The following is a 16,381-nucleotide window of genomic DNA, read 5'->3' on the forward strand; positions in this document are numbered from 1 at the left end:
TACACCCCTGAAGCCAAATCTACTCTTCGCCGCCCTGCACCCGCAGCAGCAAAAACCCAATCCCCAGGCCCAATAGGGTCAGGGTAAAGATAATGATCGCCGTATTGAAAATTTCGCCGCCCATACGCTCTCCTTCCACAGCACTATAGTAATTGAGCCAGTTGCCCAGCCCGCCGGAGATGGCTTATCCCCTGGCCGCCCTCATTTTAGACCAGTTTGGTATCACCCCCTGCGCTATGACTACCCCTGCGACTTCGGTCTCTAACCTGTCTTTGCCGCTCCCTCGGCTGGCAATTCCCCTGGGCGACCCAGCGGGCATCGGTCCTGAAGTGGTGCTCAAGGCGCTAGGGGCGAGGGATTGGTCGGCGATCGCAACTGTCACCATTCTGGGCACGCGATCGCTCCTACACCAAACGCTAGTAGCCCTTCAGCAATCCTCCTACGCCGGGCCGCTACCGGCCTTAGACTCCTTAGATTTAGCGGATATTTCGCCGCCGTTGCCTTTAGAAACGGTGACCTTCGGCCAGGCCAGCGCTGCTACCGGGGCGGCTAGTTTTGCCTATTTACAGACCGCCATTGAGGGTGCTGTGGCGGGGCAGTACGATGCGATCGTCACGGGACCAATCGCCAAATCAGCTTGGAAAGCGGCTGGGCACCACTACCCTGGACAGACAGAACTTTTAGCTGAGGGGGCCAAAGCCGAGCGGTTTGGCATGGCCTTTGTGGCTCAGTCGCCCCATACCGACTGGTGGCTGCGCGCCCTGTTGGCTACTACCCACATTCCCCTGCGCCAGGTGCCCGAGGCGCTGACGCCAGCCCTGCTCACCCAAAAACTCGATTTGCTGATTCACAGCCTGAAGCAGGACTTTGGCCTAACGCAGCCTCGCATTGCCGTGGCGGGTCTCAATCCCCACAGCGGGGAAAGTGGTCAATTAGGCCGCGAAGAGGTGGACTGGCTGATCTCCTGGCTTGAGGCTCAGCGCCAGCGTTACCCTCAGGTGCAGATCGATGGTCCAATTCCCCCCGATACGATGTGGGTGCGCCCTGGGCAAGCCTGGTTTGGCACCGAGGGGAGGGCGCTGGAGACGGCCCACGACGCCTACCTAGCGCTCTATCACGACCAGGGGCTGATTCCAGTGAAGCTGATGGCTTTTGACCGAGCGGTGAACACGACTGTAGGATTACCCTTTGTGCGAACCTCTCCAGATCACGGCACGGCGTTTGATATTGCTGGACGGGGGATCGCCGATGGTAACAGCATGGTAGCGGCGATGGAGGTAGCGGTGGAAATGGTGGGGCGGAGGGGGTAGATGGGTAGGCGGGTAGGTGGTAGGTGGGTTAGGTGAACGATTGAGGTTCTGGATGGGGGCGGAGCCTGTCAAGGGGTATGAGGGGAATGGAGGGATTAGTGAGGCCTCTCTAGAAGAACGGGTGCGGTAAAGTGCTTAGGTCAATGGCTTCCCCACTATGTACTATGGCGACTCAAGACGACCTCTACGACCAGCTTCATCGGCTCGATGGCCAGAGCTATGGCGCGTATAAGGGGCTTAAGGGAAAGTATGATTTTGGGAAATTTGTGTTGCACATTGACCATGTGCAGGGCGACCCCTTTGCGGCTCCGAGTCGAGTGCGGGTGGTGGTGCCGCAGGTGGTAGCGGGGTTCCCTCGGCAACTGTGGGAACTGCCCTGTCGGGCGATCGCTTTAACAGACTATCTCACCCGTGAATTTTATCGGGCAACTCAGGTTCGCCAACGCCCATCGGGTTCGGGCAAAAGCGGATTAATTGGTATTGTGCGCCCCAGCCAGGCCGTTCTCAATCGCAGCGCGGCCAGGGTTACCAAAGAGACTGTAGAGCTGCGGTTTACCGTGGGTTTACCTGCCTTTGGGCGGCGGATTGCGGGGCGGCAGGCAGCGGAGTTGCTGTGCGAGTCTGTTCCTGCCTTGGTTGAGGAAACTTTGCTCTATAACGCATTGGATGGAGCGAAGCTTCAGCACCATGTCAATACGGCTGAGGATGCGGAGGAGCTGCGATCGCAGCTCGCTGCCCACAACTTAGTGGCCTTTATCGCTGATGGTGCTATCCTGCCCCGATGCAGCGGCGTGGACGATCACCCATTGGAGGATCAGGCGGTTCCCTTTAAATCTCCTGAATCGCTGCGGGTGACGTTGCGCTGTCGCCATGCAGGAGAGATTACCGGAATGGGGATTCCCAAAGGCATTACGCTGATTGTGGGGGGCGGCTACCACGGCAAATCGACCTTGCTACGGGCCGTTGAGGCAGGGATATACAACCACGTTCCTAACGATGGGCGACACCAGGTAGTCACCAACCCGACGGCGGCAAAGGTGCGGGCAGAGGATGGCCGCAGCATTGCCGGGGTCGATATTTCGCCCTTTATTGACAGCCTGCCCCAGGGCAAATCGACGCAGAATTTCTCAACGCCCAACGCCAGTGGCAGCACTTCCCAGGCGGCTAACACGATTGAGGCAATCGAGGCGGGAGCAACGGTGCTGCTGGTGGATGAAGACACCTCAGCGACGAACTTCATGATTCGCGATCGCAGGATGCAGGCGCTAATCGCCAAAGATCGCGAGCCCATTACCCCTTTCATCGACAAGGTGCGGCAGCTCTTCACCGACTACGGCATCTCCACCGTGCTGGTAATGGGGGGCAGCGGCGACTACTTCGATGTGGCCGACACCGTGATCGCCATGGATGAGTTTTGCCCTCAAGATGTGACCAAGCGAGCCAAAGCCATTGCGGCAGAGTTTAAAACAGAGCGCGATCGCGAGGGCGGCGAGTGCTTCGGCACCCTCGTACCGCGAATCATTCGGCCCGACAGCATTGACCCCAGCAAAGGCCGCCACAGCGTCAAGCTCAGGGCGCGGGATGTCGATCAGCTCCAAATTGGCACCGAAGCGATTGATCTATCAGCGGTGGAGCAGTTAGTGGAGCCAGGCCAAGTGCGGGCGATCGCGGCGGCGATCGTCTACGCTCAGCGCTACCACATGACCTCAACCACATTGCTGTTTGAGGCCATCACCGCAGTCATGGCCGACATCGATCAGTATGGACTAGACTGCCTGACCGAGTGGCCCATGGGTGATCTAGTTTGGTTTCGGGGTTTAGAGCTAGCGGCAGCTATTAATCGGCTGCGCACCCTCCAGATCGAGTAACCGGTTGGTTGGTGAGAAGCGCAAACGCCATTTCACAATTTAGAGCGCGAAGTCTGAAACGCTCGGTAGCTTTGAGCTATTTAGCCCACTGCAGCTTTGCGTTAGCCAGTGTATTTCGGTTCTCGGCTACTTCGTTGAGAATGCGCTCTAAGTGGCGACCAGCACAGGGGTCAGAAAAATGCTCCTTGGCGTAGGCGCGGGCATTCTCACCGAGTTTCTGGCGCAGAGCATCGTCGTGCCAGAGTAGGTCGATGGCCTCGGTCATGCTCTCCAAGGAGTTGGGTTCGACTAACCACCCGGTTTCGCCATGGATGATGTAATCTTCGGCCCCATAAAAGTTTGTGACAATCAGCGGTCGGCCCATAATCATGGCCTCCACCAAGGTAACCTGCCCGGCAGCCGTAACTCCCTCTTTGGGCTGTAGCGGCACAACGTTTAATCGAGCCTGCTGACCTAGACGTAAGCACTCCTCCTTGCTAATGCCAAAGGGCAGTTCCACCTGCTCAGGAATCATCAGACCCTCAACAGCACCCTGGCCAGTGGCCACTATAGTTTTAATATTGAGCTTTTTGACCGCTTCAAACAGAGTGGGAAAATCGCGATGGGCAGACCCAAGGGAGGCAATAAAGGGAGTTTTTCGCTCTTCTCCGTACTCAATGGGAATCTCGGGCACCTGATAGGGCAAGAACTCAAACCGATTGGCGGGCAATCCCAGCCACTGGCTATAAAGTTCAATCTCCTTGCGAGTATGCACCACAAAATGATCAACTTGGCTCAGACTAGCTCGGGCAAGCTTCTGACGCAGACCTGATCTACAGGTGCCCACATTGAAAAGCCATGCGACTACAGGCTTGTTGGAAAATCTCAGCTTTTGCTGTAAACCCACCGCCGAAGCCACCTGAGGGAATACGGTGATCACTCCGTCGGCGTCTGAATTAAGTGCGTCAGCGGCCTGTCTCATGTAGACAAGCCAGTCGTCAATTGGCGTAAATTTAGACTTGCGATCGTGCCATTTTGGCAGCGGTTTTTGTCGCGGAATGAGCTGAAACTCGTGGGCATCGCCTGGCACAAAAGGCTCTAACCAGTTGGCAGTATCGATATTATCAATATCAAAAAATGGTGCAGCGATCGCCCATTTCATGGTCATAACCTCATTGACAAGCGGCAAAAAAATTTGTTGACATCAGCCCATGACTCTCAAGACACTGACAGCCTACCAGGAAAAATCTTTAAAGGCTTTCGCTAAATCATGCTCAAGCCGGACTCTTGTGGAAAGCATTGGTAGTTGGTGCTACTGGAGAATCACTAAGGTAAGGCTCCACCTGTATATCAGTACCCGTATCGATCTGACTGCTCCAGCGCACAGTATAGGCTAGAAACCAAGTTAAAGCCTTTACTCAGTAACTATTGTTAGATCCTATAACGTTCCTCACTTAACCAAAAACCGTCATCAATTAGATCAGCCTAGAGGAATACTAATTTTCCGCAGATAGTCCACCAATAGAAAGACAGAATAGGGGACGTAGATCAAGCTCTACATCCCCTATTCTCTAGCTGGCTGGTTGCCTTAGTCCAGAGCTGCTAGCTTATTAGTTAGATAATCTGGTGGCAATGACTACTGCTAGATAAACCATTAAACTGGTCTTGCTCGTATAACCATGGGCTGGTCTGACGTTGTGCTGTTGGCAACCCGCTGCAGCAATCGGGACACCTGCTCAACATGCTGCTCACTCGTGTGGTTTTCCAAATAGTGCTGATAAGCTGCCTCTGCTCTAGCACTCGCCTCCTCAGGGTGGCCTAAGACGTGTACGATGGCGGCCTTTAACTCTTCAGGGGAGTCGGGTTGTACGCCCCAGACGAGACCTTTCTCAGCCATTTCTGTGGCCAATCCTACAGTTTTGGTGATGATTACTGGTCGGCGGCAAGCCATTGCTTCCATCAAAACCGTCAGGCCAGCGGCATAGGTGTTGTTGATTAGGCTAACTACGGCAATATCGGCACTGCGATAAAGATCGCGCAAATCAACCCAGTCGAAATACCGCATTTCCATGTTTTGGGGCGGTTGCTCAGGAATTCTGCACCGCGTTTTGGAAGTGGCATTGGGTGATACAGCGCAGACTTTGACGTCTAAATCTAACTGGTGAGTAGCATTAGCAAGAGTGATATAGTCTCGCTGCTCCAAGCCAGCACTAGCAATCAAGGGACGATGCTTTTCAATTGTGCCAGGTTCAGGGTAGAAGAACTGTTTGTCGGTCTGCTCGGCCAAACAAGTCACGCCATCCTCACCTAGGTTGAGCATGTCTCTTAAAGTTTGGACTTTCAGAGTCGTGTTTACAGTGAATGCATCAATACTGCGGTGCAGCTGAAACCATTTGAGCAGCAGCTTGGGCCGCCACCGTTCTGGGCACATCACATTGACAACTAACCGAGGGCGATTTTTCTTGAATAATGCAAGCAGGGCTAAGGGTAGACCAGCATCTTCGCCACAGCAGTAGACAACATCATCGGAGTTGGTCTGAGCTAAAACCTGTCTTGCTAAAGCCCACTGATGCGGTCTGCCAATTAGTTTAGAAAGAACTTTATCGAAGCCATTAACCAGACTGTCATCTTCAAAATCTGGTTGATGAACTTGAGCATTGAGTCTCTCTTTAAGCTGCCAAATAGTATGCCGCGGCCCTTGACCCAGAGCAGCGCGGGTAACGAAATGCTCGAAGTCAAATTTTGTACTGGTTAAAACGTGGAATTTTGAGCTGGTGGTTTGACTGGGTAAGGATGTCATGGCGGATTGACCATAGGATTTATAGGTGAGCAGTGGAACTTAATGCGATCGCATCTTCTCAAGTAATCTTCAAAAGTCTTAGAAGGGTGATTCTTCGAGCCCGTCAAAAGAGACTTTTTAGAGACTAAGTGTGTAACGAAGTGCCCATCCTAAATCTGTGGTCTATAGCTGCATAAATAGGTATTTCAAAGGCTAGCTCGGCGTGGAAAGTAAAACCCATGGCTCTGTGTCTCCAAAGATATTCAAGCGCTATCCTTAGCGTGAGGGCAAGCATAAGCATTTGAGGTGCTTCGCCTGACTATAGGGTCAAGGAAAGCTTAGGTTTTATCGTTGAACTTTTCCAAATAGGCCGCCGAAGCTGCAAAAGCCTACGGCTGTCACAACGTTGACTACAGTTAGGCATAAGCTCATCTATGACTTGCCCGGTCACCGTACTAGCTGACCGGAGCAAAACTACAGATTAGCTCTATGCACATGGGCAGCCCGTCATGACTCACTACAGGATTGGTTAAGACTCTGCCAAAGTTATCACGCTTACCCCGTCAGTACATACCGATACTTACGTGGGAAACGCAATCTTAATCATTCCTGCAATGCCCAACCGTTTTATAAAGTTCTTATATTGAATCCCTCAACCTCTTAAAAGCTTAAGCAGACACAATCCAGCTATCAAGGCGAGATAAGGCTATTTTCTCAACTTCCAATAAAGCAGCAGACATCTCTGCATCCGTGGAATTGCGTAATCTTTCTACAAAGTTTTTTAAGATTGAGGTTTTGGTATGTCCTGCCACTGCCAATATGAAGGGAAAGCCGAATTTATCTTTGTACTGCTGATTAAGGGCTTGAAACTGATGATATTCCTCGTTAGTGAGACTATTAAGCCCGGCTTTGCTCTGTTCTGACACCGAGGCTGCGGCCATAGTAACCCTTGTGCCTAAGTCGGGGTGGGCGTTAATCAAGGCCAGTTGGTCCGTAGCAGGCATCGTTCGCACAATAGCAACCATGTGCTGGTGAAGATCGGCTACGGAGACGAAAGGACGCAAAGGCCAGATCTGAGCGGCGATCGCGGGCGTTTCTTCAAAGGCGGGGCCGATGGCAGCGACAAAGTCAGCCTCGGCCATAGCATTGAGCTGGTCTAGGGTATAGGGCATGGGTGAATGGGGCGCTGTCTTAGATTCGTTAGATAGGTCGGTGGCTGGTGGGTTACGCCCCGTACCAAACGGCCTCGATCGCAGCGGCGGCTGCGATGGGGTCTGCCGCTGCGTCGAGCCGCAGGGTTATATGCCCCAGCTTGCGTCCGGGGCGAATGGCTTTGTTGTACCAGTAGAGGGTAGCTTCAGGCCATTGTTTAAGGGTCTCAAGCTTCTGGTGGTGGCTGACTTCAGGCTCGTCTAGCCCCAACAAGTTGACCATAACGGCTTGTGGGCAGTTGAGCGCAGTAGGGCCAAGGGGGCGATCGCTCACAGCCCGCAGCTGCTGCTCAAACTGGGAGGTTTCGCAGGCATCGAGACTGTAGTGGCCCGAGTTGTGAGTGCGGGGGGCAATTTCATTGATCAGCACCCGGTCGTCCGAAGTGAGAAAGCACTCAATACCGACGATGCCCACCAGCTGAAGCTGCTCCACCAGAGTGCGGGCAAGGCCGGTCATCCTCGCGGCGACCTCGGGGTTAACATGGGCAGGGGCAAAGACACGGCGACAGATCTGCCCGACTTGCTGAGTTTCTACGGTGGGGAAGACAGCAACATCCCCCTCTGCCGAGCGGGCAACCATAACCGCCAGCTCCTGTTTGAAGGGCACAAACTCCTCCAGCAGCACCGGGGCACGGTTAAATTTGTCCCACGTGGCGCTGAGCTGAGCCGCATCTTTGACTACTGAGGTGCCGTAGCCGTCGTAGCCTAAACGGCGGGTCTTCATCACTAGCGGAAAACCAATCGGCTCTGCCTTAGCGGAAAGTTCGGCCTCGCTTTCATCACCGTCTAAAAAGTTGTAGCGCGGGTTGGGTAAACCAATATGCGCAAAAAACTCGCGCTGGTGGCGCTTGTCGAGCACCAGGGCCAATACGTCCAGGCTAGGGCGAAAGACTGTGCCCTGTTGAGCCAGAGCCTGGAGCCCTTCACAGTCGATAAACTCATTTTCAAAGGTAATCACATCGCACTGGGCCGCGAGGGATGCGGTAGCGGGGATATCGGCGATGGGGGCCAGGAGGGTGGATTGAGCGATTGTCACGGCTGGGTCGGTCGAGTTGGGCGTCTGCACCACAAGCTCTAGACCCAGCTTTTGCACCGCTGGTCCCATCATCCAGGCGAGCTGTCCGCCGCCAATGACACCAACTCGCCGAATAAAGTTGGGGGTTGCCTGCTCCATAGTGCGCCTACCGTCGTGCAAACCCACATTATCCTACGGCACTTCAACAGAATTTTTGTTGGTCAATAATCTATTGGTTTGCCAGACCAAAGGTTGTTGGTTGGTGGGGGAAGGGTCCAAGGTCTGAAGTTCAGGGTTCAAGGTTCGAGGTTGACCTTAAACCATACACCTTAAACCCTGAACCCCGGGCGGTGAGAGCCTATCTCAACGAGCTTGGTCCAAGTACTAAGCGACCTGACTCATCCGGCGAATTTTGAGTACGTCGGTCATCTTACGAATTTGCCCAAAGGTCTGTTCGAGGTGGGCATGGTCTTTGACGTCAAGCCCCAGATCAATCTCGGCGGTTTGGCCAGGAAAGGTTTTGACCTGGGCCTTGTGAACGTTAATTTGCAGGTCTGACAGGTGAGAGAGAATGTCTTTGAGGACGCCTACGCGGTCAATTACCTCAATGCGCACTTCTACCGGGTAGGTGTGGCGAGAGCCGCTGTGGTCAACCGGGTTCCAGCTGACGGGGATGATGCGATCGCCCGGAATATCGACCAGGTTAGGACAGCCTTGGCGGTGGATGGCAATGCCTCGACTACCCAAGGAGACGCTGCCCATAATCGGTTCGCCGGGCAGCGGGTTACAGCAGCCCGCAATGTGGTGCACCAGCCCCTCAATTCCCAAAATCGGATCCTTGGAAGGGACAGGGCGAGGGCGCTGGGGGTTGGCAACAGCTCCGGCCAGAAACCGATCAGAGTCTTGCAGCGAGGATTCGGGCGACAGCGTCTCTAGGGGCTGCTTAGCTTTGACGGCCTCACGCAGGCGATTGACAAAAGAATTGAGCGTCACCTCGCCGTAGCCCAGTCCGGCCAAAAAGTCGTCAACGCTTTGGTAGTTGCAGCGCTCGGCAGCCAGCTGGGCAGGTTCAGACTTGAGCAGAGCGTCAAAGCCGCTGCGGCCCAGTTCTTTTTCAAGCATGTCGCGGCCCCGGGCAATATTTTCGTCGCGGTGCGATCGCTTATACCACTGGCGAATGCGGTTGCGGGCGCTGGGGGTGACCACAAAATTGAGCCAGTCAAGGCTGGGGTGGCTGTTCTTTTGGGTAATAATTTCAACGATGTCGCCATTTTCCAGCGGCGTGTCGAGGGTGACGATGCGGCCATTTACCCTAGCTCCAGCGCAGTGGTTGCCCACCTCAGTGTGAATGCGATAGGCAAAATCTACGGAGGTTGCCCCCCTGCTTAACGGCACCACATCGCCATCGGGGGTGAAGACGTAGACGTCTTCATCAAACAGATTGCCCTTAACGTTTTCGAGAAATTCTTTGGCGTCTTTGAGGTCGTTTTGCCACTCCAAGAGCTGCCGCAGCCAGGTAAATTTCTCGTCGTCGGCATTGATGCGGGTATTGGTGGAAGCGCCGGTTTCTTTGTACTTCCAGTGGGCGGCAATGCCGTACTCGGCGATGTGGTGCATCTCGAGGGTGCGAATCTGCACCTCGATCGGCTTACCCTTGGGGCCAATTACCACCGTATGCAGCGACTGGTAGCGGTTGGGCTTCGGCAGGCCGATGTAGTCTTTAAACCGACCGGGAATCGGGCGAAAGGCGTCGTGTACAATCGCCAGGGCGCGGTAGCAATCTTCGTTGGTGCCGACAATGAGGCGAACGGCAGCAATGTCGTAGATTTCGCTGAAATCCTTTTGCTGCCGCTCCATTTTGCGGTAGATGCCGTAGAGATGCTTGGGTCTACTGTTGACATCGACCACCTGAATCTCAGACTGGTGCATGCGCTGGCGCAGGGTTTCGGCCACCTCCACGAGCCGCGCCTCGCGATCGGCCCGCTTCTCGGTGACGTGGCGCTGCATTTGGCGGTAGGCATCGGGCTCTAAGTATTTAAACGAAAGATCTTCCAGTTCCCACTTAAAGCGGCCGATCCCCAAGCGGTTAGCTAGGGGCGCAAAGATCTCCATGGTTTCGCGGGCAATGCGGCGGCGTTTTTCGTCGCTGAGGTGCTCCAGGGTGCGCATGTTGTGGAGGCGATCGGCCAGCTTCACCACAATCACCCGAATGTCTTGGGCCATAGCCAAGAACATGCGGCGAAAATTTTCGGCCTGGCGCTCGGTTTTGCTCTCAAAATTAAACTTTGACAGCTTGGTTACCCCTTCTACCAGCTGTCGCACCTCATCGCCGAAGTGGCCCTCAAGTTCTTCCGGCGTGATATCGGTGTCTTCGACAATGTCGTGGAGAAAACCAGAGGCAATCATGGCGCTATCGCCGCCTAGGTCACGCAGCAGCCCAGCTACGGCGATGGGGTGGCAAATGTAGGGCTCACCTGAGGCGCGATACTGCCCTTTGTGTAATGTGTAGGCAAACTCAAAGGCCTGGCACACCAGCAGGTTATTGGATTTGTCTTTCGGGTCTTGGACAAGATCACCTTGACTGTCATCGTGGTGGGTTAGCACACAGGTTTCGAGCCAACCAGGCAGGGTGCAGTCATCGGGTAGGGGTGGATGAACTGTTGCAGTCATAAGGGTGCCAGTGACCTATCAGGGATTGTGGGTGGACTATAAAATCGCCAGAAACAGGAACTCGTATTTGAACACTATATTTAAGTCTAGGCAAGACTCAAAGAGTTGAATTATTACTAAGATAGAACCGCCTCAAGACAGATAAGGACGTCTACCGATTCACTTAAATTTGAGATAAAAAAGCAGACAGAAATCGTACAAACGTTCTGTCAATAGGTGAATGTAATGGGGCTACAACAAAGTAGCTCGCCGAGATAGAAACAACCTACACCATAACTTTGGGAAAAATCGCATCTGCCACTCAGGCCGCAATAAATACTTAAGGCTGACTGAGGGTTGATGGATAGTTATGTATTAACCTTAACATTTGTCCCCGATAAGGGGAATCAGCAATTTATCTCTAGTTATCGTAAAACGTTGTCCAAGTCGCTGCTGATACGGCACTGAAGGGGGGATCTATTCATGAAGAATGCCCTAGAAACCCTGCGATCGCACCTCCAGACCATGGTCGGCCTGGTGCAGTCTGCTAATCCCGACGGGCGCACTCTACAGGCGCAGTTTTTGCTGGCTCAGCAACAGTTTCAGCACCAGATGCTGCCTTTGGGAGAAGAGTTGCCCAGCGCTCAGCCTGTGCTAACCGAAATCAACCGCACTCTCAGGCTGCTAGCGATGGATGTGGCATTTTTGCAGGCGGCTCGTCAGTCGACCACAACCCAGCAGCGGCAGCAGCAGATGCTCAAAAAACTAGATCAGCTGCTGACCTTTTGCCAAGCTTTGGAGCAGGCGATCTCCAACCCGACTTAACGCCCTAGCCTAGGTGGTTTAATATTAGGGGTTCGTTGGGTAGATGGTTGGGAGTAGGTGATTTGTATCAGTGCCCTAAGGAAGGGGATATTGACCTTCAAGACAGTCAGCTATCACCGGGGCTGGCGGTCCACGGCTGCCCCAGCTGTGGCGGCAGCTGGATTCCGTCAGAACATTATGCAGACTGGCAAAGGCAACAGAACGACCCCGAGGAACCGATTCGAGTGGCGGTGCTGCCCCTGTCATTGAGCACCTCGTTTCAGCCCGCTGCGCTCGATAACCGGGCGGCTCTGTGCCTCGATTGCCGCAGCTACCTAGTACGGGGCCGCATTACCCTGCCGCAGGGATCGTTTTATGTCGAGCGCTGCCCCAACTGCAACGGCATCTGGTGCGATGGCGGCGAGTGGGAGATCTTGCAGCAGCTCGAATTACAGACCCATATCGACTATATTTTTTCTGCTGATTGGCAGGCCCAGGTGCGTGAGCTAGAGCACACCGAACGAGAAAAACTAGCCACCATTGACAAGCTAGGACCCGATGTTGCCCAGCGCGTGTTTGAGCTGGCTGACCTGCTAGAACAGCACCCCAACGGGGATTTTGGGGTGGCGTATTTGATGCGGCGGGTGGATCAATGAGTGGATGGGTAGGGGGTAGATGGGTGGATGGGTCAGATCACTGACCAGGCATTTGCTCTCTCTCCGGGCTGCATTTTTCGCACCCCTCCAATCCACTACTACTGCATCTCTTACCCATCCACCCCTTACTCATCCACCCCCTACCCCTCCATGCCAGACTCCCTCCTTGCCCTCGAAAGCTTCTCGGTCACCTACCCAGGCCAGGCAGAGCGCGCGGTGGATCGGGTGTCTTTAAACCTGTCGCCGGGGGAAAAGCTGGGGCTGGTGGGCGAGTCGGGCTGTGGCAAGAGCACCCTGGGGCGGGCGGCGCTGCGGCTGTTGCCAAAGGCGACGGAGCTACAGGGACGGGTGTGGTTTAACGGCGAGTCGGTGCTCGACTTTAGCCCCCAGCGGCTGCGGCAGTTTCGGGGTGAGGCGATCGCCTTGGTCTTTCAAGACCCGATGACGCGGCTCAACCCGCTGATGACCATTGGCGACCACTGTATAGAGACGCTGCGTGCCCATCGCTCTGAGGTGTCCCAGGTTGAAGCTAAAGCTCGGGCGATCGCGGTGCTGGAAAAGGTCAACATTCCCGCCAGCCGGTTTGGCCAGTATCCCCACGAGTTTAGCGGCGGCATGCGTCAGCGGGTGGCGATCGCCCTGGCGATGATTTTAGAGCCCAAGCTGATCATCGCCGACGAACCCACTACCAGCCTGGATGTGACGGTGTCGGCCCAGATCCTCGATGAGCTGACGCGGCTGTGCGACGAGCTGGGCACGGCCCTAGTGTTGATCTCCCACGATCTGTCGCTGGTGGCAGAATACTGCGATCGCGTCGCCGTCATGTACCAAGGGCGCGTGGTGGAAGAGGGCACGGCGGCTACGGTATTTCAGAAACCCCAGGATGTATATACGCGATCGCTGGTGGAGTCGGCCCTGCAAATGCAGCAGGCGGAGGGGCTGGCCTACACCGCCACCGCCATAGAACCTATTTTGCGGCTGACAGACGTAAAGCAGCACTACACCCTAGAGGCCAACCCGATCGCTCGGCTGCTGGGGGGGCAGGAGTCCAAGGTGATCAAGGCCGTAGACGGCGTTTCGCTAGAGATTTACCCGGGCGAGGTGGTGGGGTTGGTGGGCGAGTCAGGCTGCGGCAAGAGCACCCTATCGCGCACCATTCTGCAGCTGGCGAAACCGACCGCCGGGCAGGTGGAGTTTTGCGGTACCGATCTTACTACCCTCTCCCGCGAAGCCATGCGGCAGCAGCGGCGGCAGCTGCAAATGGTGTTTCAAGACCCCCATGCCTGCCTCAACCCGATGATGACTGTGGGCAGAAGCATCGCCGACCCGCTGCTGATCCACGGTCTGGCCACCGTCGCTGAGGCCGAAAAGCAGACCCACGACATGCTCGCCCGTGTTAGCCTCAACCCCACCGCCGACTATTTTCAGCGCTTTCCTGGCGATCTGTCGGGGGGGCAGCAGCAGCGGGTGGCGATCGCCCGCGCCTTAATCACTCATCCTAAGCTGGTGATCTGCGATGAGCCGGTGAGCATGCTTGATGCCACGGTGCAAACCCAGGTGCTCGATCTAATGATTGCCCTCAAGCATGAGTTTGATCTCACTTACCTATTTATTACCCACGACCTGTGGGTAGCGAGGTTTATGTGCGATCGCATTGCCGTCATGCAGCAGGGCAAAATTGTAGAAATTGCCCCTACGAAAACGCTGTTTGAATCGCCCCAGCACCCCTACACCCAAACCCTCCTGCAAGCGGCTCCGGTACTGGCTAAGGGAGCTTAAGCATCCAGGTTTTTAAGCAAAATCTAGGCTAAAAGCCTTAGCGAAAAGTTATAGCGATGGCTACTGTGCCGAAGACAATAGTCACTTTCGCTGGCAAAAGCTGAGGCAGAACTTTGGCCTATAACCCTGTAAACAAGCGGAGGTTGTAGCAGAAGAACGAAAAATGATGAGAATGCTCTCAATATTCTGGAATACTGGCATTTTGAGCTATCCAATCCAGATCTCACCTAGTGTACGCAGCTGCCAACAACTTGGTGATGGCTCTAATTCAGGCTTTACCCTTGTAGCAGTTTTCTAATTACTAAGCCCTCCTAATTTTGAATTTTCCGGAGGCTTGGTTCGTAAAAAGCTTCGCAGAACTGTAGTCTATTTTCGTGTACCGCAGGGCTCTAAAGCCGAAGCTTTCGACTACTCTCCTGAAATTCTTCCTGTGTAGTCTAACCAGGGCATCTATGAAACAGCTTCCCTTTATTATTCAAAAACTTGTTTTCGCTGAGGAGAATCTGGCCCAAATCGTTGATCTAAACGACACCAGCGGCGTTGAGGGCAAAATTCCCGGCTACTTTGTCATGAGTAGCGCCCCACCCAATATTGAAGACGCCGAAGAAGCCAGCGAAAGAATTCAGCAGCAAGCTAACCAGGGCATTGCCGACATTGCCGACCACCTGCACCGCATGATGGGTAGCAGCGCCGATGGGTTTGCCGAACTTGTAATTACGGTACATGGATACAACACCAGCCTCCATGGGGTACAGGCCTGGTACAAAAATATTTTTAAGTACGCCAACCGCCACGATTCGGCCATTAGCAGGAGCCCCCACCGCGTTTTTATCGGCTATCGATGGCCTTCTGAAAATGTAGCGCTTAGCGAGCCCAAAAAAGTTTTTGAGGCCCTGGCCGCCTTACCACCGCTGCCACGAGATTTGCTGTTGACTGGGGCAATCTGTGCGCTAGGGCTACTGATTCTTGAATTGCTCAACGCCCTAGAGACATCGACCTGGGGATTTTTAATTAGCCTTTCTCTGGTGCTGTTGCTCGCCCTAGGGCTGTTGATGGCGGCCCTGGTTGTGCTGCGACTGATCGTGTATTTTCGCGACAGCTATCGGGCCGACAATTTTGGCGTGCTAGATCTAGTCGAGCTGCTGCGCCAGATTGATCAGGCGATTGTGCAACGCACGGCCGATTCTCTGTTTCCTTTGGCAAAAACTGAGTATGAGCAACAGCAAGCGCTGCTCAAAGCTCGCGAATATTGGGCCCAACGCAGCCGCAATAAGGTGAAGCTCAGCTTTATTGGCCACAGCATGGGCGGCTTTGTGGTGACCAATGTCGTTCGCATTTTGTCAGATGTATTTGACATGCGATCGGTGAATAAACAGCCGCCCAGCGATGTAGGCGATGTGTACCGTTTGGAGCGGTTGATTCTTGCCTCTCCCGACATTCCGGTGCTGACGATTGTGTCAAGTCGGGCCAACTTTTTGTCGTCGTCATTGCGGCGATTTTCAGAATCGTACCTGTTTTGTAATGAGGGAGATATTGCGCTGCGCATTGCCTCTACGACCGCCAACTATATTGCTTTTCCCAGCCGCACTCAGGCTCGGGGCTATCGCCTAGGCAATGTAGCGCTGCAAAACAAAACGGGCAGCATCGACGACTATGGTTTGGTCAATTTGGCCGCCCTCGATCGCGACTTTCCGGTGAATTTGTCTGTTGGTGAGGCGATCGCCCAGTCAAGCCAAAAGGTGATGGAAAATTTGTTTCTCACCTATGAGCGGTTTCAGGCTCGGGGAGTAGTCACCCTGGGGGATTTATTTGAGGTGCAGTCGAAGCGCGATAGTCAACGCGCCACGGTGGCTGATTTCTTTACCTATTTTGACTGCACCGACTACACCGATCTGAAGTTTGATCTGCAGAACAATAGTTGCTCTATCCGACCGACGGGGCTTTTAACCCGCGCGCTGGGGCGATCGGCCCTGCTGCCCTGGGACTATCTAATGCTGACCCTCGACTACGGAACCGGTAAGCGAGACGTGCACGGCGGCTATTTTGAGGGGCAGTTTAGTCAGCAGTTGCTCTATCGGCTGGCGTTTTTGGGGTTTAGCGGCTATCTCGACACCCTCGATCGCGATCGCCAGGTCGCCCTCAGCCAGCTTCACATCGATTGCCAAAAGTTCAAGATTCAAGGCTATCTATCACCCATGCGCTACCGGGTGAGCGTTCAGGGCGGCAGCGTGGATGGCACGAAGACGGATATGTTGGATGCGATTCGGACGCCTCGGCAGGAAAGTGGGAGAGGAGGGACGCTGGCGAGTGGGAGAGTGAGGGGGTAGGAGA

General features: G+C 54.4%; 12 protein-coding genes. 6 read left to right on the forward strand and 6 right to left on the reverse strand.

Features of this window, described 5'->3' with window-relative positions; translation table 11 throughout:
* Window positions 1-19: 19 nt before the first annotated feature.
* On the reverse strand, window positions 20-124 hold the full coding sequence (locus H6F59_RS02920) for a PetM family cytochrome b6-f complex subunit 7 (protein WP_073610864.1): 105 nt from the start codon (window positions 122-124) through the stop codon (window positions 20-22).
* 112 nt (window positions 125-236) lie between these two features.
* Between H6F59_RS02920 and pdxA the strand changes: the two genes are divergently transcribed.
* Window positions 237-1,310, forward strand: a complete 1,074-nt coding sequence (gene pdxA, locus H6F59_RS02925; protein ID WP_190695207.1) for a 4-hydroxythreonine-4-phosphate dehydrogenase PdxA — start codon at window positions 237-239, stop codon at window positions 1,308-1,310.
* 164 nt (window positions 1,311-1,474) lie between these two features.
* Window positions 1,475-3,178 (forward strand): ABC-ATPase domain-containing protein, encoded by a 1,704-nt coding sequence (locus tag H6F59_RS02930; RefSeq protein ID WP_190695001.1) that lies wholly within the window; start codon window positions 1,475-1,477, stop codon window positions 3,176-3,178.
* A gap of 76 nt (window positions 3,179-3,254) precedes the next feature.
* On the opposite strand, the gene H6F59_RS02935 is transcribed toward H6F59_RS02930, so the two are convergent.
* From H6F59_RS02935 to H6F59_RS02955, 5 genes are all read right to left on the reverse strand, one after another.
* Window positions 3,255-4,325 (reverse strand): glycosyltransferase, encoded by a 1,071-nt coding sequence (locus H6F59_RS02935; protein ID WP_242021236.1) that lies wholly within the window; start codon window positions 4,323-4,325, stop codon window positions 3,255-3,257.
* Between the two features lie 486 nt (window positions 4,326-4,811).
* On the reverse strand, window positions 4,812-5,957 hold the full coding sequence (locus H6F59_RS02940) for a glycosyltransferase (protein WP_190695004.1): 1,146 nt from the start codon (window positions 5,955-5,957) through the stop codon (window positions 4,812-4,814).
* 647 nt (window positions 5,958-6,604) lie between these two features.
* A complete protein-coding gene (gene uraD / locus H6F59_RS02945) occupies window positions 6,605-7,108 on the reverse strand; it encodes a 2-oxo-4-hydroxy-4-carboxy-5-ureidoimidazoline decarboxylase (RefSeq protein WP_190695006.1) in 504 nt (167 codons plus the stop codon).
* A 52-nt stretch (window positions 7,109-7,160) separates the two neighbouring features.
* Window positions 7,161-8,321, reverse strand: a complete 1,161-nt coding sequence (locus H6F59_RS02950; RefSeq protein WP_190695008.1) for a 5-(carboxyamino)imidazole ribonucleotide synthase — start codon at window positions 8,319-8,321, stop codon at window positions 7,161-7,163.
* Window positions 8,322-8,546: 225 nt separating this feature from the next.
* Window positions 8,547-10,832 (reverse strand): bifunctional (p)ppGpp synthetase/guanosine-3',5'-bis(diphosphate) 3'-pyrophosphohydrolase, encoded by a 2,286-nt coding sequence (locus H6F59_RS02955; RefSeq protein WP_190695010.1) that lies wholly within the window; start codon window positions 10,830-10,832, stop codon window positions 8,547-8,549.
* 462 nt (window positions 10,833-11,294) lie between these two features.
* Between H6F59_RS02955 and patD the strand changes: the two genes are divergently transcribed.
* The 4 genes from patD (at window position 11,295) to H6F59_RS02975 (ending at window position 16,377) form a co-directional block, all read left to right on the forward strand.
* On the forward strand, window positions 11,295-11,636 hold the full coding sequence (patD, locus tag H6F59_RS02960; protein WP_190695012.1) for a heterocyst frequency control protein PatD: 342 nt from the start codon (window positions 11,295-11,297) through the stop codon (window positions 11,634-11,636).
* A gap of 62 nt (window positions 11,637-11,698) precedes the next feature.
* A complete protein-coding gene (locus tag H6F59_RS02965; protein WP_190695014.1) occupies window positions 11,699-12,271 on the forward strand; it encodes a zf-TFIIB domain-containing protein in 573 nt (190 codons plus the stop codon).
* Window positions 12,272-12,421: 150 nt separating this feature from the next.
* Window positions 12,422-14,050 carry an ABC transporter ATP-binding protein gene (locus H6F59_RS02970; protein ID WP_190695016.1) on the forward strand — a complete coding sequence of 543 codons (1,629 nt, stop codon included), beginning with the start codon at window positions 12,422-12,424 and terminating at the stop codon, window positions 14,048-14,050.
* 452 nt (window positions 14,051-14,502) lie between these two features.
* A complete protein-coding gene (locus tag H6F59_RS02975) occupies window positions 14,503-16,377 on the forward strand; it encodes an alpha/beta hydrolase (RefSeq protein WP_190695018.1) in 1,875 nt (624 codons plus the stop codon).
* Window positions 16,378-16,381 lie beyond the last annotated feature (4 nt).

The organism is Nodosilinea sp. FACHB-141 (assembly GCF_014696135.1).
Classification (GTDB): domain Bacteria; phylum Cyanobacteriota; class Cyanobacteriia; order Phormidesmidales; family Phormidesmidaceae; genus Nodosilinea.

Excerpts from the sequence above, each read along its gene's own strand:
- H6F59_RS02920 (WP_073610864.1), bottom strand. The coding sequence starts at position 124 with ATGGGCGGCGAAATTTTCAATACGGCGATCATTATCTTTACCCTGACC.
- pdxA (WP_190695207.1), top strand. The coding sequence starts at position 237 with ATGACTACCCCTGCGACTTCGGTCTCTAACCTGTCTTTGCCGCTCCCT.
- H6F59_RS02930 (WP_190695001.1), top strand. The coding sequence starts at position 1,475 with ATGGCGACTCAAGACGACCTCTACGACCAGCTTCATCGGCTCGATGGC.
- H6F59_RS02935 (WP_242021236.1), bottom strand. The coding sequence starts at position 4,325 with ATGACCATGAAATGGGCGATCGCTGCACCATTTTTTGATATTGATAAT.
- H6F59_RS02940 (WP_190695004.1), bottom strand. The coding sequence starts at position 5,957 with ATGACATCCTTACCCAGTCAAACCACCAGCTCAAAATTCCACGTTTTA.
- uraD (WP_190695006.1), bottom strand. The coding sequence starts at position 7,108 with ATGCCCTATACCCTAGACCAGCTCAATGCTATGGCCGAGGCTGACTTT.
- H6F59_RS02950 (WP_190695008.1), bottom strand. The coding sequence starts at position 8,321 with ATGGAGCAGGCAACCCCCAACTTTATTCGGCGAGTTGGTGTCATTGGC.
- H6F59_RS02955 (WP_190695010.1), bottom strand. The coding sequence starts at position 10,832 with ATGACTGCAACAGTTCATCCACCCCTACCCGATGACTGCACCCTGCCT.
- patD (WP_190695012.1), top strand. The coding sequence starts at position 11,295 with ATGAAGAATGCCCTAGAAACCCTGCGATCGCACCTCCAGACCATGGTC.
- H6F59_RS02970 (WP_190695016.1), top strand. The coding sequence starts at position 12,422 with ATGCCAGACTCCCTCCTTGCCCTCGAAAGCTTCTCGGTCACCTACCCA.
- H6F59_RS02975 (WP_190695018.1), top strand. The coding sequence starts at position 14,503 with ATGAAACAGCTTCCCTTTATTATTCAAAAACTTGTTTTCGCTGAGGAG.